Source organism: Anoxybacillus sp. EFIL (assembly GCF_013096955.1).
Classification (GTDB): Bacteria; Bacillota; Bacilli; order Bacillales; family Anoxybacillaceae; genus Anoxybacillus; species Anoxybacillus ayderensis.
This window is the reverse complement of sequence record NZ_SDLH01000001.1, coordinates 540,070-563,536: the sequence shown is the minus strand read 5'-3', so window position 1 is coordinate 563,536 and position 23,467 is coordinate 540,070. Positions and strand designations below refer to the sequence as shown.

20 protein-coding genes are annotated in these 23,467 nt (G+C 43.3%); 15 read left to right on the top strand and 5 right to left on the bottom strand.

Going from position 1 to position 23,467, the window contains the following annotated elements:
- Window positions 1–68 precede the first annotated feature (68 nt).
- Window positions 69–1,178 carry a DUF418 domain-containing protein gene (locus ES017_RS02860; protein ID WP_171334745.1) on the top strand — a complete coding sequence of 370 codons (1,110 nt, stop codon included), beginning with the start codon at window positions 69–71 and terminating at the stop codon, window positions 1,176–1,178.
- A 5-nt stretch (window positions 1,179–1,183) separates the two neighbouring features.
- Here the strand turns inward: ES017_RS02860 and ES017_RS02855 are convergent, their stop codons facing one another.
- Window positions 1,184–1,363: an aspartyl-phosphate phosphatase Spo0E family protein gene (locus ES017_RS02855; protein WP_035046237.1), complete on the bottom strand. Its 180-nt coding sequence runs from the start codon at window positions 1,361–1,363 to the stop codon at window positions 1,184–1,186.
- 187 nt (window positions 1,364–1,550) lie between these two features.
- On the opposite strand from ES017_RS02855, the gene ES017_RS02850 reads away from it, so the two are divergent.
- Complete coding sequence (locus tag ES017_RS02850; RefSeq protein WP_171334744.1) at window positions 1,551–2,414, top strand: fumarylacetoacetate hydrolase family protein; 864 nt, start codon at window positions 1,551–1,553, stop codon at window positions 2,412–2,414.
- A 22-nt stretch (window positions 2,415–2,436) separates the two neighbouring features.
- Here the strand turns inward: ES017_RS02850 and ES017_RS02845 are convergent, their stop codons facing one another.
- Window positions 2,437–3,678 (bottom strand): ornithine--oxo-acid transaminase, encoded by a 1,242-nt coding sequence (locus ES017_RS02845; RefSeq protein WP_171334743.1) that lies wholly within the window; start codon window positions 3,676–3,678, stop codon window positions 2,437–2,439.
- A gap of 100 nt (window positions 3,679–3,778) precedes the next feature.
- Between ES017_RS02845 and ES017_RS02840 the strand changes: the two genes are divergently transcribed.
- Together ES017_RS02840 and ES017_RS02835 are read left to right on the top strand one after the other, a co-directional pair.
- Window positions 3,779–4,135 (top strand): YisL family protein, encoded by a 357-nt coding sequence (locus tag ES017_RS02840; protein WP_171334742.1) that lies wholly within the window; start codon window positions 3,779–3,781, stop codon window positions 4,133–4,135.
- A gap of 116 nt (window positions 4,136–4,251) precedes the next feature.
- Entirely contained in the window at window positions 4,252–6,198 is a 1,947-nt protein-coding gene (locus ES017_RS02835; protein ID WP_171334741.1) for a putative bifunctional diguanylate cyclase/phosphodiesterase, read from the top strand.
- Here ES017_RS02835 and ES017_RS02830 read toward each other — a convergent pair.
- Window positions 6,192–6,713, bottom strand: coding sequence for a DUF2777 family protein (locus ES017_RS02830; RefSeq protein WP_055440491.1), 522 nt, complete (start codon window positions 6,711–6,713; stop codon window positions 6,192–6,194). The genes ES017_RS02835 and ES017_RS02830 overlap by 7 nt on opposite strands.
- Before the next feature lie 125 nt (window positions 6,714–6,838).
- Between ES017_RS02830 and asnB the strand changes: the two genes are divergently transcribed.
- The 8 genes from asnB (at window position 6,839) to ES017_RS02790 (ending at window position 16,464) form a co-directional block, all read left to right on the top strand.
- A complete protein-coding gene (asnB, locus tag ES017_RS02825) occupies window positions 6,839–8,689 on the top strand; it encodes an asparagine synthase (glutamine-hydrolyzing) (protein ID WP_171334765.1) in 1,851 nt (616 codons plus the stop codon).
- An 81-nt stretch (window positions 8,690–8,770) separates the two neighbouring features.
- A complete protein-coding gene (locus ES017_RS02820) occupies window positions 8,771–10,291 on the top strand; it encodes a phytoene desaturase family protein (protein WP_171334740.1) in 1,521 nt (506 codons plus the stop codon).
- A complete protein-coding gene (locus ES017_RS02815; protein ID WP_171334739.1) occupies window positions 10,291–11,715 on the top strand; it encodes a phytoene desaturase family protein in 1,425 nt (474 codons plus the stop codon). Before ES017_RS02820 ends, ES017_RS02815 begins: the two co-directional genes overlap by 1 nt.
- On the top strand, window positions 11,715–12,566 hold the full coding sequence (locus tag ES017_RS02810; RefSeq protein ID WP_171334764.1) for a phytoene/squalene synthase family protein: 852 nt from the start codon (window positions 11,715–11,717) through the stop codon (window positions 12,564–12,566). Before ES017_RS02815 ends, ES017_RS02810 begins: the two co-directional genes overlap by 1 nt.
- Window positions 12,553–13,281 (top strand): carotenoid biosynthesis protein, encoded by a 729-nt coding sequence (locus ES017_RS02805; RefSeq protein WP_171334738.1) that lies wholly within the window; start codon window positions 12,553–12,555, stop codon window positions 13,279–13,281. The genes ES017_RS02810 and ES017_RS02805 overlap by 14 nt, the downstream gene beginning before the upstream one ends.
- Entirely contained in the window at window positions 13,278–13,943 is a 666-nt protein-coding gene (locus ES017_RS02800) for a lysophospholipid acyltransferase family protein (protein ID WP_171334737.1), read from the top strand. Before ES017_RS02805 ends, ES017_RS02800 begins: the two co-directional genes overlap by 4 nt.
- Window positions 13,940–15,022, top strand: coding sequence for a glycosyltransferase family 2 protein (locus ES017_RS02795; RefSeq protein ID WP_171334736.1), 1,083 nt, complete (start codon window positions 13,940–13,942; stop codon window positions 15,020–15,022). The genes ES017_RS02800 and ES017_RS02795 overlap by 4 nt, the downstream gene beginning before the upstream one ends.
- On the top strand, window positions 14,998–16,464 hold the full coding sequence (locus tag ES017_RS02790; protein ID WP_171334735.1) for a phytoene desaturase family protein: 1,467 nt from the start codon (window positions 14,998–15,000) through the stop codon (window positions 16,462–16,464). The genes ES017_RS02795 and ES017_RS02790 overlap by 25 nt, the downstream gene beginning before the upstream one ends.
- Here ES017_RS02790 and ES017_RS02785 read toward each other — a convergent pair.
- A complete protein-coding gene (locus ES017_RS02785) occupies window positions 16,442–17,785 on the bottom strand; it encodes an MATE family efflux transporter (RefSeq protein ID WP_483296335.1) in 1,344 nt (447 codons plus the stop codon). The genes ES017_RS02790 and ES017_RS02785 overlap by 23 nt on opposite strands.
- Before the next feature lie 123 nt (window positions 17,786–17,908).
- Between ES017_RS02785 and ES017_RS02780 the strand changes: the two genes are divergently transcribed.
- The gene (locus tag ES017_RS02780; protein ID WP_171334733.1) at window positions 17,909–18,757 is read left to right on the top strand and encodes a helix-turn-helix domain-containing protein; all 849 of its coding nucleotides are present in this window, start codon (window positions 17,909–17,911) and stop codon (window positions 18,755–18,757) included.
- Here the strand turns inward: ES017_RS02780 and ES017_RS02775 are convergent.
- A complete protein-coding gene (locus tag ES017_RS02775) occupies window positions 18,741–20,504 on the bottom strand; it encodes an alpha-glycosidase (RefSeq protein ID WP_171334732.1) in 1,764 nt (587 codons plus the stop codon). The two genes, ES017_RS02780 and ES017_RS02775, sit on opposite strands and share 17 nt — an antisense overlap.
- Window positions 20,505–20,778: 274 nt before the next feature.
- Between ES017_RS02775 and ES017_RS02770 the strand changes: the two genes are divergently transcribed.
- Both ES017_RS02770 and ES017_RS02765 read left to right on the top strand, forming a co-directional pair.
- Window positions 20,779–22,071, top strand: coding sequence for an extracellular solute-binding protein (locus ES017_RS02770; RefSeq protein ID WP_171334731.1), 1,293 nt, complete (start codon window positions 20,779–20,781; stop codon window positions 22,069–22,071).
- A gap of 111 nt (window positions 22,072–22,182) precedes the next feature.
- On the top strand, window positions 22,183–23,466 hold the full coding sequence (locus ES017_RS02765; RefSeq protein WP_042894238.1) for a carbohydrate ABC transporter permease: 1,284 nt from the start codon (window positions 22,183–22,185) through the stop codon (window positions 23,464–23,466).
- Window position 23,467: the final 1 nt, after the last annotated feature.

The window sequence follows — 23,467 nt, the reverse complement described above, 5'->3', positions numbered from 1 at the left end:
GAAAGAGCCGTTGTCGATTGACAGACGGCTCTTTTTTCTTTACGCTGAAATGGAAAAGGAGGGAAAAGATGCGTATTTCAATCATTGATGCGGTGCGCGGGGTGGCGTTATTCGGCATTTTGCTTGTGAACGTTCTTGATTTTTCGCTTCCGACGATGTATGTCGATGCTACGGTGTTTGCGAAAGATGGGGTTGATCGTTTCCTGCTTGTATTTGTAGATATATTTGTGCAAGCGAGCTTTTATCCGCTTTTTTCGTTGTTGTTCGGCTGGGGAGCGTGGATCATGCTTGAAAAAGGTGGCGAGCGGTTTCAAGTGATTTTTTTGCGCCGATTGCTTGCGCTGTTGTTATTTGGTATGATTCATGCGTTTTTTATTTGGCATGGCGATATTTTAATCGGGTATGCGATCGTTGGTTTGTTTCTTTTTCCGTTTTTTCAAGCGAGCGCAAAAACGTTGCGTAACTGGGCGCTTTCGCTTTGGAGCAGTTGGGCTTTCGGTTCCACCGTACTCATGTGGCTGATGTGGAAAATGAGCGGTGATGTCGATTTTTCAGAGCCAGAGCTGGCAAAGCAGGCGATCGCAAATTATCAACAAGGCACGTGGGAACAAATTTTTATGCAGCGAGCATATGATTGGTTGTACGTCAACTCATTGACACAAGCATTCATTTTTATTTTAACGATTTTCCCATTTTTTTTATTTGGGGCATTTATCGCAAAAGAAAAATGGTTTCATGACGTCAACCGACATCGCGCAACGATCCGAAAATGGTGCATCGGCTCGTTTATTATTGGCATGGCTTTCAAATGGCTTCCGTATGTCGAAAAAAATATCGTAACCGAGTATGCCCAAGATATGATCGGAGGTCCTGCGCTCGCCCTGTTTTATTTGACCGCGTTTTCGTTTGTGACAGAGAAAGTGATTCGTTTTTTTGCGCCTGTCGGCAAAATGGCGTTCACGAACTATTTGATGCAATCCGTCGTTTGCACGACCATTTTTTATTCATATGGCTTCGGCTTATATGGGAAAGTAACGCCAAAACAAGCGCTCGCTATCGCACTCGTTGTATATGTCATGCAAATATGTTTGAGTCATTGGTGGCTGAAAAAACATACGATCGGCCCGCTGGAACGCGTATGGCGATGGATGACGTACGGAAAAAAGAAAACGACATGAACAGATCATGTCGTACACGGCTTGTCCTCTTTTTCTTTATGAAAAAGCACGGCTTCTTTCAAATGCTTATTTAACAATTCGTCAAGCTCTTGGCTGCATTGGATCGTTTCCTTCGCAGAAAAACCGTACATTTGCGCCAATTCAATTAATTGTCGTCTTTTCTTTTCGATGAGGGAAAGAGACATAAGATTCACCAACATTTTTCATTTTCGTCAACAGTCTGTAAATGACTGCGTGTATAAACTATTATACATATTATAAAGAAAAAGGAAATAGGATAATGTGCTGAAAAATGATTTTTTTTTCAAAGGAGTTTAGCTATGAAAAAGAGAACATAATGATGTTCGATCATACAAAAGAGGGGATGAGGACATGAAATTTGTTACAGCGCACGCTGGATCGGATGTGTTTGTAGGGGTTGTTCATGGGAAGAAGGTCGTTCATTTATCGAAAGCGGATGAAACGATACCGAATACGATGATCGAATGTCTCGAACTTGGCGAATCGTTTATTGAAAAAGTGCAGCGTGTGCTTGAGCGCGCACAGCGAGAGTGGACGTATGATCTTCATGATGTGCAGTTGCTTGCGCCGATTCCACGTCCGACAAAAAACATTTTTTGCATCGGAAAAAATTATGCCGATCATGCGCAAGAAATGGGAGGCGTAGCGGATCGCGAAAATATGATTGTATTTTCGAAAGCGCCAACGACAGTGATCGGGCATGAGGCACCGATTTTACGCCATGCGGATGTGACCGATCAGCTAGATTATGAAGGAGAGCTTGCGATTGTGATTGGGAAGAAGGGAAAAGCGATCCCGAAAGAACAGGCGCTCGATTACGTATTTGGTTATACGATTGTAAACGATGTGACGGCGCGCGATTTGCAAGAACGACATAAACAATATTTACTTGGTAAAAGCTTAGATACGTCATGTCCGATGGGACCGTGGATCGTTCATCGGTCGGCAATTGCTGAGCCGCATGCGTTACATATTGAAACGAAAGTAAATGGTGAAGTGAGACAATCGGCAACGACAGCGCAATTTATTTTCGACATTCCAACAATCATTGCGACGTTGTCGAAAGGGATGACGTTAGAGCCGGGGGATGTGATTGCGACAGGAACGCCAGCTGGTGTTGGAAAAGGAATGAATCCGCCGCGCTTTTTACAGTCGGGGGATGTGATTGAAATTACAATTGAGCAAATTGGAACGTTACGAAATGTCGTGAAATAAAAAGCTGGGATATCCCAGCTTTTTACTGTTCAAATACTTTTTTCACTTTTTCAATCGCCCAGTCGAGCTCTTCTTTTGTAATGACGAGCGGAGGGGCAAAGCGAATAACCGTATCGTGCGTTTCTTTACATAATAGCCCTTCTTGTTGCAGTTTTTCGCAATATGGACGCGCTGGGACGTGTAATTCAACGCCGATAAACAATCCTCTGCCGCGCACTTCTTTAATATCTGGATGGTTGATTTCGCGCAATTTTTCTTGGAAATATTGACCGAGCTCCAATGAACGCTCTGGTAATTTTTCCTCGATGATGACATCAAGCGCAGCGATCGAAACAGCGCAAGCGAGCGGATTGCCACCGAATGTCGATCCGTGCGAGCCCGGATTAAATACGCCAAGAATGTCGCGATTTGCGGCTACGCATGAAATTGGGAATACGCCACCACCGAGCGCCTTACCGAGAATGTACATATCTGGTTCAATTTCTTCCCAATCGCATGCAAACATTTTACCAGAGCGACCAAGCCCGGATTGAATTTCGTCGGCAATGTATAACACGTTATGTTGTTTACATACGTCATAGGCGGCTTTTAAAAATCCTTCTGGTGGAATGTTAATGCCTGCTTCCCCTTGAATTGGCTCAAAAATAAACGCGGCTGTATTTGGTGTAATGGCTTGTTTAAGTGCTTCGACATCACCGAACGGAATGACTTTAATGCCCGGAAGCATCGGACCGAATCCGCGTTTATATTCTGGGTTCGATGACATCGACACTGCTGTCATCGTCCGACCGTGGAAGTTATCTTCACAAACGATAATTTCCGCTTGATCAGCAGGAACGCCTTTGACGTCATATGCCCAGCGCCGCGCTGCTTTCACAGCTGTTTCGACCGCTTCTGCCCCTGTGTTCATCGGTAAAACCATCTCTTTTTTTGTTAATTTTGCCACTTTTTCATACCATGGACCGAGCTGGTCGTTATGGAATGCGCGCGATGTTAATGTAATTTTATTAGCTTGTTCAATAAGCGCTTGTACGATGCGCGGATGGCGATGTCCTTGGTTGACCGCTGAGTAAGCGCTTAACATATCCATATAACGATTACCTTCTGGGTCTTCTACCCATACACCTTCGCCTTTTGATAAGACGACTGGGAGTGGATGATAGTTATTTGCTCCGTATTTTTCTGTTAGTTCGATAATTTGTGCTGTTTTCACGTCAATCCCTCCTATTTCGATAGTCACATATATAACATACTTGAAGTGCATATAGAAAGTAAATAGAAAAGGCGAGCGTTTTCTTTTTCAATTCATATACAGACGTGCTATCATAGGCATATATGAATTTGAGAAAGAAAGGAGCATGGTTATGACACATGCACATATTACAACGTGGGTCGTTGCGCTCATTTTATTTGTCGTTGCGATCTCTTTTCAAGCTAAGGGGCATGAAAAAACAAAAATGGTACACATGTTGTTGCGCCTGTTTTACATTTTGATTATTGCGACAGGTGCGTGGATTTTACATAGCATGTCCTCATTTCCGTTTCTGTATATCGTCAAAGTGATCGTCGGCTTATGGGTCATCGGAACGATGGAAATGATTCTCGTTCGGACAGCAAAAGGGAAAAATACGAACGTTCTTTGGCTTCAGTTCATCGTAGCTTTCGTCGTTGTGCTATACCTTGGCTTTAAATTGCCGTTTGGTTTTTCATTCTTTTCGTAAAGTTGGCATATTCGCCAACTTTTTTCTTTTTCTATCATATGGAAATGTGCTATAATACAAATTGATTAATAATTGAAAAAATATTATAAAGAGAAAGAAAGAGTGGGAAAAAGGGGATGAAATTATTTCAAACAGTTTGCAACACGTTTGCGGATTGGGAACGGTGGGTAAGTGACTATCGTTTATATGAGTATGACCAACTAACGATTTTCGTTTCTTCGCTTTCTCCTTCGTTTCGCATGCAAGTCGAACAATACGTGCAACATCATTTACCCCAAGCAAAGTTGTTTCCGATGATTGGGGATGCATCGGAAATAGCAGTCATCTGTGCCCTCGTTTTTGACGAATGTCGAGCGGATTTAGACGAAATGCGTCAAAAAATGAAAATATCTGAACAATATTACCGCTCCTTATTTGAACACAATCCAGACATTGTATATTCCACTGATTTAGAAGGTAATTTCACAAGTGTCAATCCTGCATTTGAACGAGTATTTGGGTATAAAGCAGACGAAATTTTGCATACAAACTCGCTTGATTACATTAAAAAAGAAGACATTCCGCGCGTGCGTCGCTATTTTTATCGTGCACTAAAAGGGAAGGTGCAACAATACAATTTAGAAATTCCAGCGAAATCAGGAGAGGTATATTTATTCCAAATTAAAAACGTTCCGATTATCGTTGACGGAAACAAGGTTGGTATTTACGGCATCGGACGTGACATTACTGAACAAAAGCGCGCGGAAGAACATATCAAATATATTGCATATCACGATATTGACACGGGGCTACCGAATCGACTGCAATTTACAAACATGGTGAAAAGCGCAATTGACAAAGCGAAAGAAAAAGGGGATTCCCTTGCAGTATTGTTTATTGATATGGATCGATTCAAAATCGTGAACGATACGATCGGTCATTACGGAGGAGATGAAATATTAAAGCAGATCGTGGAGCGAATAAAAAATATATTGCCATCTGGGGCGCATTTCGGTCGTTTTGGCGGAGATAAGTTTAGTTTATTGTTGACGAAACAAACGGATGTGCAAGCGGTCGTCGAATGGGCGAAAACATTGCTTCAGCATATTGCTTTACCGATTGTGTATGAAGAAAAAGAGTTTTTTTTAACCGCAAGCGTTGGTGTCAGTTTTTATCCAACGGATGGTGTAGATGCGCAGTCGCTATTAAAAAATGCGGATACAGCGGTCAATCGAGCGAAACAAAACGGTGGCAACAATGTGAAATTGTACGCGACAAAAATGAATGAACAAGTGTTGCATCGTGTCGAGCTGGAACGATATTTACGAAAAGCGCTCGATAAAAATGAATGTTTTCTCGTTTATCAACCGCTTCTCGATTTAATGTCTGGAAAAATTATTGGGAGCGAAGCGTTGTTACGTTGGAAACATCCGAAAATTGGTCTTGTTTCTCCACTTGAGTTTATTCCGATCGCTGAAGAAATTGGTTTCATCCATGACCTCGGGCGTTGGGTGCTTACTGAAGCGTGCATGCAAACGAAAAAATGGCACGATCTCGGCTTTCGTTCGTTAATAATTTCAGTCAACGTATCCGCTTCGCAATTTCAACATCCGACATTTTTTGAAGACGTCCAACAAGCGCTCAAACAATCGCAACTGCCCGCGCATTGTTTACATTTAGAATTAACGGAAAGTTCGATGTTGCGCAATATGTATTACAGTATCCACGTCATGAAAAAACTGCAACAGCTTGGTGTCCATGTGTCGATCGATGATTTTGGCACAGGCTATTCATCGCTTAGTTACTTAAAAGATTTGCCGATTAACACGTTAAAAATTGACCGATCGTTTATTTATCAGCTTCATAAAGATCGCTCGGATATTGCGATCGTCAAATCAATTATTACGATGGGGCACGGCTTGCGCTTAAAAGTTGTCGCAGAAGGGGTAGAAACGGCTGAACAAATTAAATTATTGAGACGATTAAAATGCCATTATGCGCAAGGATACGCCATTTTTAAACCACTTCCTGCCGAACGGTTTGAACAACAAGTGCTGCAAGGAAGCGAATCCATCATTCAATGATCGAGTTGTACACCAATCATTTTTTTTCCTGTTTGCAATGTCAGCTCGAAACGGTGTTGTTTCCCATCAAAATAATGTTGGACGTTACACATGTCGAGCGAGTTGTCGAACATTAAAAAATTCACCCCTTTTTCAGCAAATAACATGTAGTTATAACAATACAAACAGTCATATACCGAAAAATTCCATTCGTTAATTAAATGAATAAAATGGAAAAACGCGTGATCGGGTAGCTGAGCGAGCCATTGTTCGTATGCGTGCGACAACGGTTTCATGTAGCGAAGACGATCACCGTTTTTTAATGTATAACGTTCCGACATATATATGTCTCCATGTTCCCCGAGCCATCCTTTCACCCATTGACCGAAGCGAAACAATTCCACTTCTTCAGGCAAACTGATGAACTCATGCGCTTCATCATCTTCATCAAAAAACACCCATTCGCCATTTACTTGTTCAACAACACCATAGATGTAAGCACGTTTTTGTGTGCGCAATGTTGTAAGGCGATCCATTCGTTTCCCTCCTTTTTGTGTCAATTCCCTCCGTACGCCATTATAGACAACTCATCATTTATATAAACGATGCATAAAATAAAAGCATGCTTCATACTTGTTCACAACAGAAGGGAATGATTGACGTGTGCGGAATTACCGGATGGGTTCATTTTGGACGTCGTTTACATCAAGAGAAAGAAACGGTGCTCAAGATGGCCAATACGCTCTCTTTTCGAGGGCCGGATGATACGAATGTATGGCTTGATGACCATGTTGCATTTGGACATAAGCGGCTTGTCGTTGTCGATCCAGCAGGTGGCGTTCAACCGATGACGCGAACGAAAAACGGCTATGATTATACGATTTGTTATAATGGCGAACTGTATAATACGGAAGATATTCGCAAGCAGTTATTGAAAAAAGGATATACGTTTCAAGGACATTCGGATACAGAAGTGTTGCTTACGGCATATATGGAATGGCGTGAACAATGTGTCGACTATTTAAATGGCATTTTCGCGTTTGCGGTGTGGGATGGTGAACGAAAGCAGCTATTTTTAGCGCGCGATCGTCTAGGGGTCAAACCGCTCTTTTATCGCTATGAACAAGGAGAGTTTTTATTCGCTTCAGAAATTAAAGCGATTTTGGCGCATCCAAACGTTCGAGCGGAAATTGATCGCGAAAGTTTGTGCGAAATTTTAGCGCTTGGTCCGTCACGCACCCCGGGGCATGGCGTCTTTCGAACGATTCATGAACTGCGATCGGCCCATGCGATGATTGTTGCCAAACGTGGCGTGCAGAAATGGCGTTATTGGAACGTACAAAGCATACCGCATGTGCATTCGTTCGATGAGACGGTCGAGCATATTCGAACATTGCTTATTGATGCGATTACACGTCAACTTGTGTCGGATGTTCCTGTGTGTACGTTTTTGTCAGGTGGCGTCGACTCAAGCGCCATTACAGCGATTGCAGCGCAGGCGTTTGAACGAGAAGGAAAAGGACCGCTTCATACGTATTCGATTGATTACGAAGAAAACGAACAATATTTTACAGCCAACGCCTTTCAGCCGAACAGCGACGGGCCGTGGATTAAGCAAATGTCCGATGCGTTTCAAACCGTTCATCATACGTGTGTCATTTCGCAACAACAGTTAGCTGATGAATTACAAGCGGCGGTGATCGCTCGCGATTTACCAGGGATGGCGGATATTGATTCATCACTTCTCTGGTTTTGCCGTCAGATTAAGCAACAGTTTGTCGTTAGTTTGTCGGGTGAATGTGCCGACGAAATTTTTGGAGGTTATCCGTGGTTTCATAGAAAAGAAGACTTCGAGCGTGACGGATTTCCGTGGATGCGGTCGTTACATGAACGGTTCGATCTTCTCAATGAAACGTGGCGAGAAAAACTGCCCCTTCATGAGTATGCACATATGCGTTATACAGAAACGCTTCGTGAAGTTCCTCACGCAGACGGAGAAAGCGCGGAAGAAGCGCGCCGCCGCGAATTATTTTATTTAAATATGGTTTGGTTTATGACGACACTGTTAGATCGAAAAGATCGCATGAGCATGGCGGCAAGTTTAGAAGTGCGCGTGCCGTTCGCCGATCATCGTCTCGTGGAGTATGTATGGAACATTCCGTGGGAGATGAAAATGCATAACAATCGTGAAAAAGGTATTTTGCGTAAGGCATTGGAAGGGATTTTGCCCGATGACGTTTTGTATCGGAAAAAAAGTCCGTATCCAAAAACGCATCATCCGCGTTATACCGACATCGTTGCAGAACGGTTAGAGACGATTTTAACAAATCGTTCATCCGTTTTGTACGAATTGTTTGATGAAAAGAAGTTAAAACAATTAGTTGAGACAAAAGGAAATTCGTTCCGCATCCCATGGTTCGGTCAACTCATGTCTGGTCCGCAACTTTTAGCGTATTTCATTCAATTTCACGAATGGTTTGAGCATTACAACATTCATTTAAAAGACAGCTAAAAACGGCTGTCTTTTTTCTTTCTTGTTTTCTTATTATCTTGTATAATGTTTGTATAACTTTTGTTTAATGGAGTGGATAACGTGAAAAAAATTGTTGTCGTTGGTGCGGGACCTGGTGGGCTTGCTGCGGCGATGTTGCTTGCCTCGAAAGGATATGACGTTTCCGTATTTGAAAAACAATCTTACGTAGGTGGGCGAAATGGACGATTCGAGCTTGGGCCGTATCGCTTTGACATCGGTCCGACATTTTTAAGTATGCCTCATATTATTGAAGAACTATTTACAGCCTCAGGAAAAAACATACATGACTACGTCAAACTAGTTGAGTTACATCCGATGTATGAACTTATTTTTCCCGATGTGAAGTTAACGATGACGATGAATCGACAACGAATGAAAGAGCAAATTGCTGCGCTATTTCCTGGGGACGAAGATGGTTACGAGCGATTTATGAATGAAAACGAGCGGAAGTTGCAGGCGCTTGCTCCCATTTTGCAAAGTAAAATGGATAGATTATACCATTATTTGCGACCGACAGTGTTAAAAGCGTTGCCGCAATTGACGTTATCACAGTCGCTATACGACATATTAAGCCGATATTTTCATGATGAGCGCCTTCGTTTAGCATTTACGTTTCAAGCGAAATATTTAGGCATGTCCCCGTGGGAATGTCCAGGTGCATTTTCCATTTTATCGTATATGGAACATGCGTACGGCATTTATCACGTCATCGGTGGATTAAATGAAATTCCAAAAGCGATGGCACGCATCGTTGAAGAATATGGAGGGCGCGTGTATGTCAACACCGGAGTAAAAAAGCTTTGGCTTGATGGTCGTACGGTGAAAGGCGTCATATTAGAAAACGGTGAAAAAGTGGCGGCTGATGAAGTCATTATTAATGCTGATTTTGCTCATGCGATGACAAACTTCGTTGATGATGGGGTATTAAACAAATATCGCAAAGAAAAATTGCAACAAAAGAAATATTCATGTTCGACATTTATGATGTATGTCGGGATAAACAAGCCGGTGGATCTTGCCCATCATACGATTATATTTGCGGATGATTATAAGCGAAATGTCGATGAAATTACGAAAGAAAAAGTCATTCCACATGATCCATCGATTTACGTACAAAATGCGATCGTCACAGATGCGACAGTAGCACCAAAAGGAAAAAGTGCGCTTTACATTTTAGCGCCTGTGCCGAACAATATGAGTGGAATTGATTGGGAAAAAGAGAAAGAACCGTTTCGCCAAAAACTATGGGATACGCTCGCGAAAAAGTTAGGATGGGGTCGCATGGAACAACATGTTGAATATGAAAAAATCATTACCCCACATGACTGGGAGCACGACATGTTCGTTTACGAAGGGGCGACATTTAACTTAGGGCATCAGTTGTCGCAAATGATGGTGTTTCGTCCACATAACGAATTTGAAGAATTAAATCATTGTTGGCTTGTCGGTGGAGGGACGCATCCGGGAAGCGGTTTGCCGACGATTTTTGAATCGGCTCGCATTACCGCAAACGGCATATTGCACGCTCATCGTCAACCGCTTATTCCTGTTGGTGTTTTGCCGAAACGGAGGGAAGCGTAATGCACATAGCCATTGTCGGTGGCGGAATTGGTGGAATGATGACGGCGTTATTGCTGGCAAAGAGCGGGGCGCATGTGACGATTTTTGAGAAAAACGATCGACTTGGTGGGCGTCTTTCGTTTATTGAGCGAGACGGGTTTCGGATCGATGCTGGTCCAACGATTGTATTATTGCCAAAGAAGCTGCGCACCTTCCTTTCCGATGTTGGTATAACAGAAGATGAATACGAGCTTGTTCGCTGCGATCCGATGTATACGATTCATTTTGCAGACGGCATATCGTATACAAAATATGCGGATGTGGAAAGACAAAAACAAGAAATTGCTCGTGTTTTTCCGGGGGAAGAGGAAGGGTTCAGCCGATTTATGCGCGAGATGAATGAATATTTTGCGACAGGTGATCGACTCATTTTAACAACATCGTTTATAAAGAAAAAAACGTTTTTTACGAAAGAGACGCTGTCACTTTTTTCGCGCATGCGCGCCTATCAATCTGTGAAAACGAGTATGGCGCGTTATTTTCACGATGAACGGTTGCAGCTTGCTTATTCGTTACAAACGTTATATATTGGCGGCAATCCGTATGCAACGCCATCGCTTTATTCGCTCGTTTCGTTTAGCGAGCATGCGCACGGTGTGTATTACGTAAAAGGAGGGTATGCAAGCCTCGTTTCTTTACTTGCAAGAAAGCTAGAAGAAGCGGGGGTCACCGTCCGACTGCAGACGAAAGTCGAGCGGTATGAAGTGAACGGTTCAAAAATAGAAGCGCTTTATGCACAAGGAGAAAAATATCGTTTTGATGCATTTGTTATGAATACAGATGAGCCGACGATGATGACGAAAAAAAGAACATGGACACCTTCATCTAGCTGTGTACTGCTTTATATAGGGCTTCGGAAAACGTACAATGCGCCGATTCATCAATTTTTTTTACCTCATGATTTTCAACAACATATGGACGATGTATTTGTTCGGAAAGTTGTTCCGCAAGATCCGTCATTTTATACGTTTTATCCGTCAGCGGTCGATCGTTCGTTAGCACCTGAAGGGAAAAGCGTGTTGTATGTGCTCATTCCTGTGCCAGCTGGGCGGCATATCGATTGGACGAAACAAGATCGTTGGATTGCTCGTATCGTCGATGAAGTAGAAAAACGGGCGTTTCCGAATATAAAGCAGGCGATCGAGTGGATGCATGTGCGTACGCCGCTCGATGCACACAACGAAGGATTGTATGATGGCGGCATGTTTGGGATCGCACCGACGTTATTTCAATCCGGTCCATTTCGCCCACAAGTGAAGTCGACACGTTACGAAAACGTATATGGCGTTGGTGCGTCGATTCATCCCGGTGGAGGGGTACCAGTTGTCATGCAAGGGGCAAAGTTATGTGCCCAACAAATATCGCGTGATTGGAGTGGAGAATGATGAATATAAGGCAAGCGTATGCGCAATGTGAAGCGGTGACGGCATATCATTCGAAAACGTTTTATCGTGCATTTTCCGTTTTACCGTTACATGACCGCAATGCCATTTGGGCGATTTACGCATTTTGTCGTCGCGTCGATGATATTGTTGACGAAGGCAAACAGCCACATCAAGAACTACAGCAGTTTGAAAAACAGTGGGAATCGTTTTTAGGTGGATATACAGAAAATGACTTTATGTGGGTAGCGCTTCGCGACGTATTTTCTCGCTATGACATGGACGCTGAACCGTTTTCGCATATGATTGAAGGACAAAAAATGGATTTAACTGTTCATCGTTATGATACATTTCCCCAGTTGTTGCGTTATTGTTATTGTGTCGCAAGTACCGTTGGCTTAATGTTATTGCCGATTTTAGCCCCGCATCGTCGCGAGCAGTTAAAAGAAAGCGCCATCGCACTTGGCGAAGCGATGCAACTGACGAACATTTTGCGCGACGTCGGAGAAGATATGGCGCGTGGTCGTATTTATTTACCGCGTGAATGGATGAACATGTATGAAGTCAGTGAACAAGATATCGCTTTTGGTCGGGTGACGAACGCATTTATTGATTTATGGGAACATATTGCACAAAAGGCAGAAGAGAAATATGCGTATGCCGAAGCGGCATTTTCGCTTTACCCACTTTCAGCACGTTTTGCCGTACGGGGAGCTACATTGATGTACAAAAGTATTTTACACGCTGTTCGCGAGCAACAATACGACGTATTCACGAAGCGGGCGTTCGTGTCAGATGAGCAGAAAAAAGCATTGTTGCAACAAATAGGAGGAGAAAACGTTGAAGTGGGGTGAGCGTTTATATCGCCTTTTTCTCATTTGGTATGGATGTGGACTTGTGCTTGTCGGTTTCCATCTTTTGCCACCGTGGTTAGAATGGGCAAATGTTGTCTTTTTAATGCTCGCAGGAATGATTGGCGCATTATTTTTAATCGAAAGATACGGTCAACGGGGGATCATCGCAACGATTGCGATCTTCATTGGTACAATGGCGGTGGAGTATGTTGGGGCGACGTATAGTCTCATTTTTGGCTCATATGATTATACGAATCAATTTGGTATGACCATATTTGGCGTTCCGATAGCGATTGGGTTCGCTTGGCTTGCCGTGATCGGTTGTACGCATGCACTCGCATTACGTTTCGTATCGCCAACAAGGACGTTTGTTGCTTCTGCTGTTGGTGCGTCATTAGCGGTTGTATTAGATGTAGTTATTGACCCGGTTGCCTATGTTGCAAAGCAATATTGGATTTGGGAAGAGACGAGCGTATATTATAACGTTCCGCTTCAAAATTTTGCTGGGTGGTTTGTTGTTGCGTTTGTTATTCATCGGTTATTGTTCATTTTTCCAGCGCGTGAAGGAAGTTCGGATCGACGAGCGATTTCTCTTTTTTTCCTTCTTGACGCGATGTTTTTATTTCTTGCTTTACTAGAACAATTGTATGGTGCTTTCTTCCTTGGGTTATCGCTTACCACGTTTATTTTTTGGAAATGGAGACGGTCGGCATGATTGAAGCGAAAAAAAGTCGTTCGTTTGCATGGATGTTTTCCCTTTATAACACATGGTTGTTGCGCACATCGTTTCATCGTCTATACGTACGCGGACACGTTGTGCGCACACCCGCATTATATGTGGCGAACCATAGTTCATGGTGGGATGGACTGATCGCCTTTCAATTGAGCCGTTTTCTGTTTCAACAAAATAGTTATGCGATGATGAGTGAAGAAGGGTTAAAACAATATCCGTTTTTTCGTAAGCTTGGCGGTTTTTCGATTGATCGGACGAAACGAAAAGAGATGATGAGGTCGCTAGATTATGCTGTTTCATTATTGCGCGATGGAAACAGCGTTTGGGTGTTTCCACAAGGGGAAGAACAACATATCGAAAAACGTCCACTTCATTTTTTTACAGGAGCTATATATGTAGCCGAACGAGCGAACGTGCCGATCATACCGCTTGCGTTTTACCATAGTTTTCGCCATCATCGCAAGCCGGAATGGTTTATTCATATTGGCGAGCCGCTATGGGCGGCTCGTATGACGGGAAGCGATCGGAAGGAAAAAACGGTTGAACTCGAACGCATTTGCACCGCACAACTAGATGAAGTGAAGAGGTTCGTTGTGAGTGAACAGCTTCAATCGTTTACACGTTGGAACGGAGGGGCGTTATGATCGGGGTGTGGGTAAGTTTTTTCATTTGGACCGTTTTTAACGCTTTGTTTCTTATTTCGCTTCCGAAACGTCCACAAATCGTCGCTCGCCCGCTTGTGAGCGTGCTCGTTCCACTCCGCAATGAAGAGCGAAATGTCGTACGTCTCGTGCGCTCGTTAAAGCAGTTGACGTATGAGTCAGTCGAATTTTTGCTTCTTGATGACCAATCGACCGATTGTACGTATGAGTTATTGTTGAAAGAAACGAAAGAGGACGATCGTTTTCAAATATGGCAAGGGAAGCCTCTTCCTAACGGTTGGGTAGGGAAAGTGCATGCGTGTCATCAACTGGCGAAACAGGCGAAAGGGGCGTATTTATTTTTTATTGATGCGGATGTCGAGTTAAAGCCCGCAGTCATTGAAAAATTGTTGGCGGTCGCAGCCGCGTATGATGCGAAATTAGTGACGGGTTTTCCATCGTTTCATCCGTCGTCGCTTCCGTTGATCGGCAAATGGCTCGTGCCGTTGCAACATTTTTTTATTTTGTTTCATTTGCCTTTATTTTTAGCAAATTATACGCATATGCGTTCGGCGACCGCAGCGCATGGGGCGTGTTTGTTTTTTGAACGCGCGGCGTATGAAGCGATTGGTGGGCATGCGTCTGTAAAAAGTGAGCTTGTTGAAGATGTAATGATTGCCCGCAAAATGAAAGAACATCGGTATCGTGTCATCCTTGCGAACGTAGGCACACATGTTGTTTGTTATATGTATGAAACGAATAAAGAAGTATGGGAAGGTTTTTTAAAAAATGTATATATCGGGTTAAATCGCTCACCGTTTTTTGTCGTGATGCTCACGATGTTTTACGGACTATTTTACGTCGCACCGCTCGTTGTTGCTCCGTTGTCATTTATGTATGGAGCGGCGTATGCGACGCCACTCATCATCGTTATTGCTCAAAAAGCGTATGTCGAATGGAAGACGGAGCGCTCGATTTCGACGTGTTATTGGATGCCGATAAGCGCAGCGGCGTTTATTGCATTAATGTATGCGTCGATGCGCGCGAAACGTTATGAATGGAAAGGGAGGACGTACACGTGAAAAAAGTCGTCATTATTGGCGGTGGGCTCGGTGGGTTGTCTGCCGCTGTGACGCTCGCCCATCGCGGTGTGGATGTGCAGTTATTTGAAAAAAATCGCCATTTTGGCGGGAAGTTAATGCCCGTTCAACTTGGCGACTATTATTTTGATTTTGGGCCGAATACGATTACGATGCCGTTTGTGTTTCGCCACGTCATTGAGCAAACAGGTGAGCGCCTTGAAGATTACATGACGTTTCGGAAATTGGCTGTCCATACGAAAAACGTGTACGAAGACGGCACAACGTTTTTTCTTTCGAGCGATCGCGACTATATGAAAGAGCAGCTTGCGCGAATGGATCGCATCGGGGCGTTGCGATACGACGATTTTTTACGCGAAGTGGAGAGGTTGTATCAACTCGCAAAAACGTACTTTTTTCCGCGCATGTTTCGCTCGTTTGTTGATTATATGTCGCCATCGCTTGCGACTGCTCTTTTTTCTGCTCGCCCGCTTGAAACGCTTCATTCTTTTTTCAGCCGTTATTTTACAAATGAACATGTCATTCAAGCGTACGATCGTTACGCAACGTACATTGGTTCATCACCGTATATGGCGCCAGCGACGTTTGCGATGATCGCCTATTTAGAAATGGTTGATGGCGTATATTATGTAGAAGGGGGAAACGCTCGAATTGCTCATACGTTTGCGATGCTTGCGAAACGAGCAGGGGCAACGTTACATACGAATCGGGCGGTCAAACGCGTCATTGTAAAAAACGGTACGGTAAAAGGAGTCGAGCTTGAAGATGGGGAAAAGGTGGAAGCGGACGTCGTTATTATGAATGCTGATTTATTGAGGGCATATCGTGAGCTCGTCGATCCGCATGATCGTTCGTATGAACGAGCTGAGCCGTCTATTTCTGCATTTGTCATGTTAGTTGGCACAAAACAAACGTGGGATGATTTAGCTCATCACAACGTTTTCTTTTCCGCTCATTATAAGCAAGAGTTTGATCATCTATTTGCCGGACGGTATAGCGAACATCCGACGATATACGTTTGCGCCCCGCCGTTTACGAAAGAAGGTTCGTCTTTGTTTGTGTTAGTGAATGCCCCGCCTCTTACGAAAGATGGGCGTATGCAAGTCGATGAACAAGCATATAAGCAGCTCGTGTATGAAAGGCTTCGGGCATATGGGTTGGACATTGTACCAGATATCGAACAAGTGATCACTCCGCTTCATATTGCGGAACAGTTTGGTGCATATCGTGGGGCGTTATATGGGATGGCGTCCAATCGACGTCGTGATACGTTTTTACGTCCGTCGAATGCATGTCGGCGAGTGAAAGGATTGTATTTTGTTGGAGGGACGACCCACCCAGGAGGCGGGTCGCCGATGGTTGTCATTAGCGGACAAAATGTTGCGAACCATTTGCTCGGTGTTAAGCTGTCGCTTCCTTTTTGACGAACGATTTTGTGCGCCATACGTTTGATTTCCAACGCCAATAGACGAGCAAGCCACGTAACCATTCGTCCGCAGTAAACGCGAGCCAGATACCGACTAAGCCGAGATCGAACGAAATGCCAAGCACATAAGCAAGCGGAACGCTCACCCCCCACATCGATGCGATACCGATGTAGACAGGAAATTTTACGTCGCCAGCCGCGCGTAAAGAGTTAATGATGACGAGATTGAACGAACGCCCTGGTTCAAGAAGCATCGTGAGCAAAATGAGCGTTCCGCCTATTTCAATCATCTGTTTGTTACTTGTGAAAATGGAAAACAGTTGATCAGAAAAAACGGAAAACAACGCTGCCATCGTAAACGAAATGATGACTGCCAGACGCAAACTTTGTAAGCAACGGGTATACGCTTCATGAAAGCGTTCTGCCCCAACGAGATGACCGACGATAATTTGCGTCCCTTGCCCGATGGCGACGCTAAATAAAAAAATAAACATCATGATGTTTTGTGTATATACTCTCGTCGTTAACGCCTCTGTGCCAAGCATCGTGATGAAATAGGTGATGGCAAGTTGTGACGTATTGTAAGCGACATGCTCGCCAGCCGATGGGATGCCAATTTTTAATAATTGTTTGATGTAACGAAATGCAAACGCCTCTTTCGATAAAAGCGGGAGAGGGTGCGGGAGACGTTTCATGATGAGCAAAAATCCAATGACAAGCCCGATGATACGGCTAATCGTTGTTGACCAAGCGACCCCTTCAACACCTAAAACCGGTAAGCCAAACGGTCCGAACAACACGAAATAGTTGCCGATGATGTTTAATATGTTGACACCAATTGTAATATTCATCATATCGCGCGTAAACCCGTAGCTACGTAAAATGGCGCCAAGCGTCATAATAAGCGCTTGCACAAACGAAAAGCCACCAACAATCCATAAATAAGCACGCGCATCAGCCATCAACTCGTGTGGAACGTTCATTAGTTGAAGTAAACGATCGCTTCCTGCCCAAAGCGCAATGCTTAATATGACGCCAAATAACAAATTCGCCCAAATGGAAGCCGCTCCAATATAGGAAGCTGTTTTTTCATCATTTGCTCCAGCATATTGCGCAATTAAAATCGATGTGCCGGTCGCGATAAAACCAAACATGACAACGACCATAAACAATAGTTGATTCGCAACACCGACAGCCGCCACCGCTTCATCAGCATATTGACTGAGCATAAACGTATCGGCATTGCCCGTCAACATATGAAGCGTCAATTCAATAAAAATGGGCCATGTGAGCGCAAATAAAGAAAGCTTTTTTGCCAAACAAGACAACCCCTTTACGATTTCCGACTTGCAAACTGTTTTTAGTTTAATGGATTGTATATAATAGTGAAAAGAGAAAAAGGCGATGACTTTTGTACATTTCCGACTTAAAGGGGAGATTGTATGTATATATCGTTTTCCGTACCACCGTTTCCTGTTTTTATTAAAGGAGGGGAGGCGGTTTTTCAAAAAGGAATGAAACATTTTCGGCGTACATTTTCCGTATTTGATTTACTGTATGTACAAAAAGGGACGTTATATATGACAGAACAACAAGAAACGTTTGCTGTTCGTGAGGGGGAATACGTCATTTTATGTCCGGGCTTTGAACATTACGGCCATGAGCCTTGCGATGAAGATACATATTTTATTTGGCTTCATTTTTCTGCCCCACAATACGAGCGTGTTGAAAAACAGCCGTACGGATGGAGCGATATTATTGAGAGAGAGGCTACATATGTCGATTATGCGCAATATCGTTTATTCATTCCGCAATATGGGAAGTTGAACCAAACAGGAATGGAAACGATGCTTCAACATATCGTGCATGAACAGCAAACACCTGATCATTCACTGTCGCAACAGTTGTTATTCGCACAGTGGATCGTTCAACTGCAAAAACAAACGCTTCATATTCCATCAGCGGCTGAACATGTGTGTAGAGAGGCGATGGAATATATTCATCGTCATTACGGAGAGCCGTTTGAAATGGAGCATCTTTCTCATGCGCTTCGCCTTCATCCAGACTATATTTCGCGCTGTATGCAAAAAACGATTGGAATGAGCGCGTTGCAATATGTAAACGATTATCGATTGAAAGTAGCAAAGAAAAAACTAGCCGCAACCAACGAGACGGTCGCGGCGATTGCAAAACAAGTCGGATTTGAAGATGGCGCATATTTTTCGCGCGTATTTAAAAAAATGGAAGGCATGACGCCAAGCGAATATCGCCGTTTTATACAGCGGACGTAGGCTGTACAAGCAGCATGCGAAAGCCGTACGGCTCAATATTCATTATTTGTTCAGTTATGCATTCGTTTGTCCAAAGGTTGATGACCGTTTTGTCTTTTAGTGAAAATGGAACGGTCCATGTAAGCGATGTATCTGCATTGTTTAACAAGCAAACGATCGTTTCATCGTCGTACGTTTTCACGTAAGCGATATGATTTGTTTTATCGTTTGCTTCTAACATATGAAATTCCCCAAAACGCAAGGCGCGATATTGTTTGCGCAACGCAATGAGCTTTTGTACATGCGTGAATATATCGCGATCTTGCTTTTCTTTTTCCCATACCATACATTTGCGGCAAAGCGGGTCTTGCCCACCTGTTAAACCGATTTCATCCCCATAATAAATGCATGGTGATCCACTGAAAGAAAGTTGGAACGTAAACATGAGTTTCACTTTTTCTTTTCGTTCACCGCATTGCGTTAAAATGCGTGGTGTATCGTGGCTGCCGAGCAAGTTAAACGCCACTTCGTTTACGTTTTGCGGATAGTTATGCCATACGTTCATGATCGTATAGGCAAATTCGTTTGCTTTTACGTTTTCTTTCGCAAAGTAGTTGAGCGCCCCGTTTGTGAACGGATAGTTCATAACCGCATCAAATTGATCACCGCGAAGCCACGGCATTGCATCGTGCCAAATTTCACCGAGAATATAAACGTCCGGTTTGATCGCTTTTACCGCTTGACGAAACTCGCGCCAAAATTGGTGATCGACTTCGTTCGCAACGTCTAAGCGCCAGCCGTCGATGTCAAACTCGCGAATCCAATATGTCGCGACGTCTAATAAATATTGTTTCACTTCCGGATGTTCTGTGTTTAATTTCGGCATCTCTGGCACAAACGCAAACGTATCATAATTTGGAATCGGTTCCGTTTGAAGCGGGAATTCACGAATGTGGAACCAATCTTTATAGCGTGATTTCGCGCCGTTTTTTAATACGTCTTGAAACGGGGCGAAATAATAGCCGCTATGGTTAAACACAGCATCAAGCATGACACGAATGCCTTTTGCATGGCATGCTTCAACAAGCCGCTTAAATGTTTGTTTGTCGCCAAATTGTGGGTCGATTTCGAAATAGTCAATCGTATCGTATTTATGGTTCGATGGCGCTTTGAAAATAGGTGTAAAATAAATGCCGTTAATGCCGAGTTCGACGAGATAGTCTAATTGTGCGATGATACCTTCAAAGTCGCCGCCGAAAAAGCTCGTTGTTGTCGGATCGACGCTTCCCCATGGCAACGTATTTGGTGGGTTTAAGTGTGGATTGCCGTTGGCGAATCGTTCAGGGAAAATTTGATACCAGACGGTGTCTTTCACCCAGCTCGGTGCGTTAAACACGTCGATACGGTTTAAAAACGGGAAACAAAAATAGTATGCTGTATCGTCTGTCGGGGCTTTTTTATAAAAGCCTTTTTCTGTATAGATGAGCATGTCTTCTCCTGCGTGCAATTCAAACCCATAGCGCAAGCGGCGATACGGGGGTTGCACAGCGATAAACCAATAATCAAACAAAGCGTCACAACCGCTTTTTTGCATTGGTTGTTTGTCAAATTGCCATGCGTCGTCTTTCCAAACGTATGGATCCCCAAATAACAAGTATACCGCATCGACATCATCTTTTTTTGTTCGCAGACGAATATGTAGCGTTCGCTCGTCGTATGCATAAGCAAACGCATCTTTTGGACGGTGGTAAATCGCTTCTTTTAACATGTTTCAAACACTCCTTTCAACTGTAAGCGCAATCGATTGCGCTTTTTATCACATGTTTAGACGCTCTCTCTGTTTTGAATGAAGGAAGCGGATACAATGCTTATGTCAAGCGTAAAATGAACGGAACTAAAAAGTCAACATTCATTCAAAAAAAGATGAAAAAAATAGTTGTCAAAACGGAAAATGATTGTATAATGAAGATAAAGATTGTGCAATCGTTTTCGCAAAAATGAAAGCGTTTGTACGTATTGCTTAAAACACAGGAGGGGTCGAAATGAAAAAGACGGTATCCATTTTTTCATCGCTTGCATTACTTGCAGGTGTGATGGCAGGTTGTGGTCCACAAGATGAGGCAAAGCCGAAAGAAAACGAAAATGAAGGAAAAACAGAAGTATCAGAAGATGGCATGCCGCCAAAACCGGAAAAACTTGTCGTTTGGGAAGACGTGAAGCGCGGTGTGGCGTTAGAGCCAGCGATTAAAGCGTTCGAAGAAAAGTATGGTATTAAAGTCGAGTACAAAGAAGTGGAAATGGCAACAAAACAACGCGATCAATTGCGTTTAGACGGTCCGGCTGGCACAGGTCCTGACGTCATTACTGTTCCACATGACCAAATCGGTCAGCTCGTTACAGAAGGGCTTATTCGCGAAATTCAAGTCGATCAATCGGTATTAGATACGTTCACAGAATCTTCGATCGCAGCGCAAATGTATGATGGAAAATTGTACGGACTTCCAAAAGCGGTAGAAACTCCTGTATTCATTTACAATAAAAAGTTAATGGACAAAGCGCCAGAAACAATGGATGAATTGTATCAGTTCGCAAAAGAGTTTACGAAAGGTGATAAATACGGTTTCTTAGCGCTTTGGGATAACTTCTATTTTGCACACGGTGTGATCGCTGGTATGGGCGGTTACGTATTTAAAAACAATAACGGTGCGTTAGATCGCAACGACATCGGCTTAAATAATGAAGGAGCAGTCAAAGGAACAGAATATATTCAAAAATGGTATAAAGAATTGTTCCCGAAAGGTATTATCGGTGAAAACGGCGGTTCAGCGATGGACGGCTTATTCAACGAAGGAAAAGCAGCATCTGTCATGAACGGTCCGTGGGCGTTCCAAGGTATGCGTGATGCAGGCATCGATATCGGTGTCGCACCAATGCCGAAATTACCAAACGGTGAGCCTGTGAAAACATTTATGGGTGTAAAAGGATGGCACGTATCTGCGTTCTCTAAACATCCTGAATGGGCAACAAAACTTATTGAGTTTATTACAAACGAAGAAAATGCGAAAAAACGTTTCGAGTTAACGCGTGAAATTCCGCCTGTGAAGTCGCTCATTAACGATCCATTAATCGCAGAAGATGAAGGGGCAAAAGCGGTTGCGATCCAATCTCAATACGCGATTCCAATGCCAAACATTCCTGAAATGGCAGAAGTATGGGGACCAATGGCGACAGCACTTCAACTTGTGGCAAACCAAAAAGCGGAGCCAAAACAAGCGCTTGACGAAGCTGTAAAAACAATTAAAACGAACATTGAAACAAACCATCCAAGCAAGTAAGAAGTGAGCGGTACCTCTCTTGTAGAGGTACTGCTTCAACTTTCTTTTATTTGTTTAGTTATTCACATTCAAGTGCGCTCCTCGCCATTGTTTAGAAAGGAGACAAAATCAATGGAAACACCAATGTATCAATCGAACCATCGGAAAATTGCCCTCGGTTTATCACTTATTCCGGGATTTGGACAACTATATAATCGTCAATACGTGAAAGGTATCTCATTTTTTATTTTAGCTGCTTCGTTTTTGATCGTTTTTAAAGATTTATTAAATATGGGATGGTGGGGAATCTTTACGCTCGGTGAAGTCGTCGGACGTGACCATTCCATTTTCTTGCTCGTTGAAGGAATTTTAGCGGTTATTATTTCGGTGTTTGGTCTTGGGTTTTATACGTTTAATTTGCGCGACGCCTATAAAAATGGGCAAAAACGCGATTTAGGGTTGAAAATTAGCTCGTTGCGCGAGCAATATCGTGCGCTTGTAGACAACGGCTTTCCATATTTAATGATTTCACCAGGTTTTATTTTACTTGTGTTCGTCGTTATTTTCCCGATTATTTTCGTCGTGTTATTGGCGTTTACAAACTATGATTTGTATCATTCCCCGCCAGCAAAACTTGTTGATTGGGTCGGATTTCAAAACTTTATTGACTTAGTGAAGCTCGATCTTTGGCGGAAAACGTTTATTAACGTACTTGCCTGGACGATCGTTTGGACGTTCGGTGCAACAACGTTACAAATTGCGCTCGGTATTTTCCTAGCCATTATCGTGAACCAAAAAGACTTAAAAGGAAAAGCGATCATTCGGACGATTTTCATTTTACCTTGGGCTGTTCCAGCGTTTGTGACGATTCTCGTTTTCTCAGGTATGTTTAACGAATCGTTCGGGGTCATTAATAAAACGATTTTAGCTGCATTTGGCATCAAGCCGCTTGAATGGATGACCGATCCATTTTGGACGAAAGTAGCGTTGATTCTTATTCAAACGTGGCTCGGCTTCCCGTTCGTCTTTGCGATGACAACAGGGGTATTGCAAGCGATTCCGAATGAATTGTATGAAGCGGCGACAGTCGATGGTGCTTCAAGTTGGCAAAAGTTTACGAAAATTACACTTCCGCTTGTGTTGTATGCGACAGCGCCAATTTTAATTACGCAATATACGTTTAACTTCAACAACTTTAACATCATTTACTTATTTAATGGCGGTGGCCCTGCGGTATCTGGGCAAAATGCAGGTGCGACAGATATTTTAATTTCGTGGATTTATCGTTTAACGATGACGTCTGCGCAATATTCGAAAGCAGCAGCGATTACGTTATTGCTTTCGCTCGTTGTCGTATCTGTCGCATTATGGCAGTTTAGAAGAACAAAATCATTTAAAGAAGAGGATATGATGTAAT

Bases quoted from the DNA above. Each gene is read 5' to 3' on its own strand.
- ES017_RS02860 (WP_171334745.1), top strand. From the start codon at position 69: ATGCGTATTTCAATCATTGATGCGGTGCGCGGGGTGGCGTTATTCGGC.
- ES017_RS02855 (WP_035046237.1), bottom strand. From the start codon at position 1,363: ATGTCTCTTTCCCTCATCGAAAAGAAAAGACGACAATTAATTGAATTG.
- ES017_RS02850 (WP_171334744.1), top strand. From the start codon at position 1,551: ATGAAATTTGTTACAGCGCACGCTGGATCGGATGTGTTTGTAGGGGTT.
- ES017_RS02845 (WP_171334743.1), bottom strand. From the start codon at position 3,678: ATGCACTTCAAGTATGTTATATATGTGACTATCGAAATAGGAGGGATT.
- ES017_RS02840 (WP_171334742.1), top strand. From the start codon at position 3,779: ATGACACATGCACATATTACAACGTGGGTCGTTGCGCTCATTTTATTT.
- ES017_RS02835 (WP_171334741.1), top strand. From the start codon at position 4,252: ATGAAATTATTTCAAACAGTTTGCAACACGTTTGCGGATTGGGAACGG.
- ES017_RS02830 (WP_055440491.1), bottom strand. From the start codon at position 6,713: ATGGATCGCCTTACAACATTGCGCACACAAAAACGTGCTTACATCTAT.
- ES017_RS02815 (WP_171334739.1), top strand. From the start codon at position 10,291: ATGCACATAGCCATTGTCGGTGGCGGAATTGGTGGAATGATGACGGCG.
- ES017_RS02810 (WP_171334764.1), top strand. From the start codon at position 11,715: ATGAATATAAGGCAAGCGTATGCGCAATGTGAAGCGGTGACGGCATAT.
- ES017_RS02800 (WP_171334737.1), top strand. From the start codon at position 13,278: ATGATTGAAGCGAAAAAAAGTCGTTCGTTTGCATGGATGTTTTCCCTT.
- ES017_RS02795 (WP_171334736.1), top strand. From the start codon at position 13,940: ATGATCGGGGTGTGGGTAAGTTTTTTCATTTGGACCGTTTTTAACGCT.
- ES017_RS02790 (WP_171334735.1), top strand. From the start codon at position 14,998: ATGGAAAGGGAGGACGTACACGTGAAAAAAGTCGTCATTATTGGCGGT.
- ES017_RS02780 (WP_171334733.1), top strand. From the start codon at position 17,909: ATGTATATATCGTTTTCCGTACCACCGTTTCCTGTTTTTATTAAAGGA.
- ES017_RS02775 (WP_171334732.1), bottom strand. From the start codon at position 20,504: ATGTTAAAAGAAGCGATTTACCACCGTCCAAAAGATGCGTTTGCTTAT.
- ES017_RS02770 (WP_171334731.1), top strand. From the start codon at position 20,779: ATGAAAAAGACGGTATCCATTTTTTCATCGCTTGCATTACTTGCAGGT.
- ES017_RS02765 (WP_042894238.1), top strand. From the start codon at position 22,183: ATGGAAACACCAATGTATCAATCGAACCATCGGAAAATTGCCCTCGGT.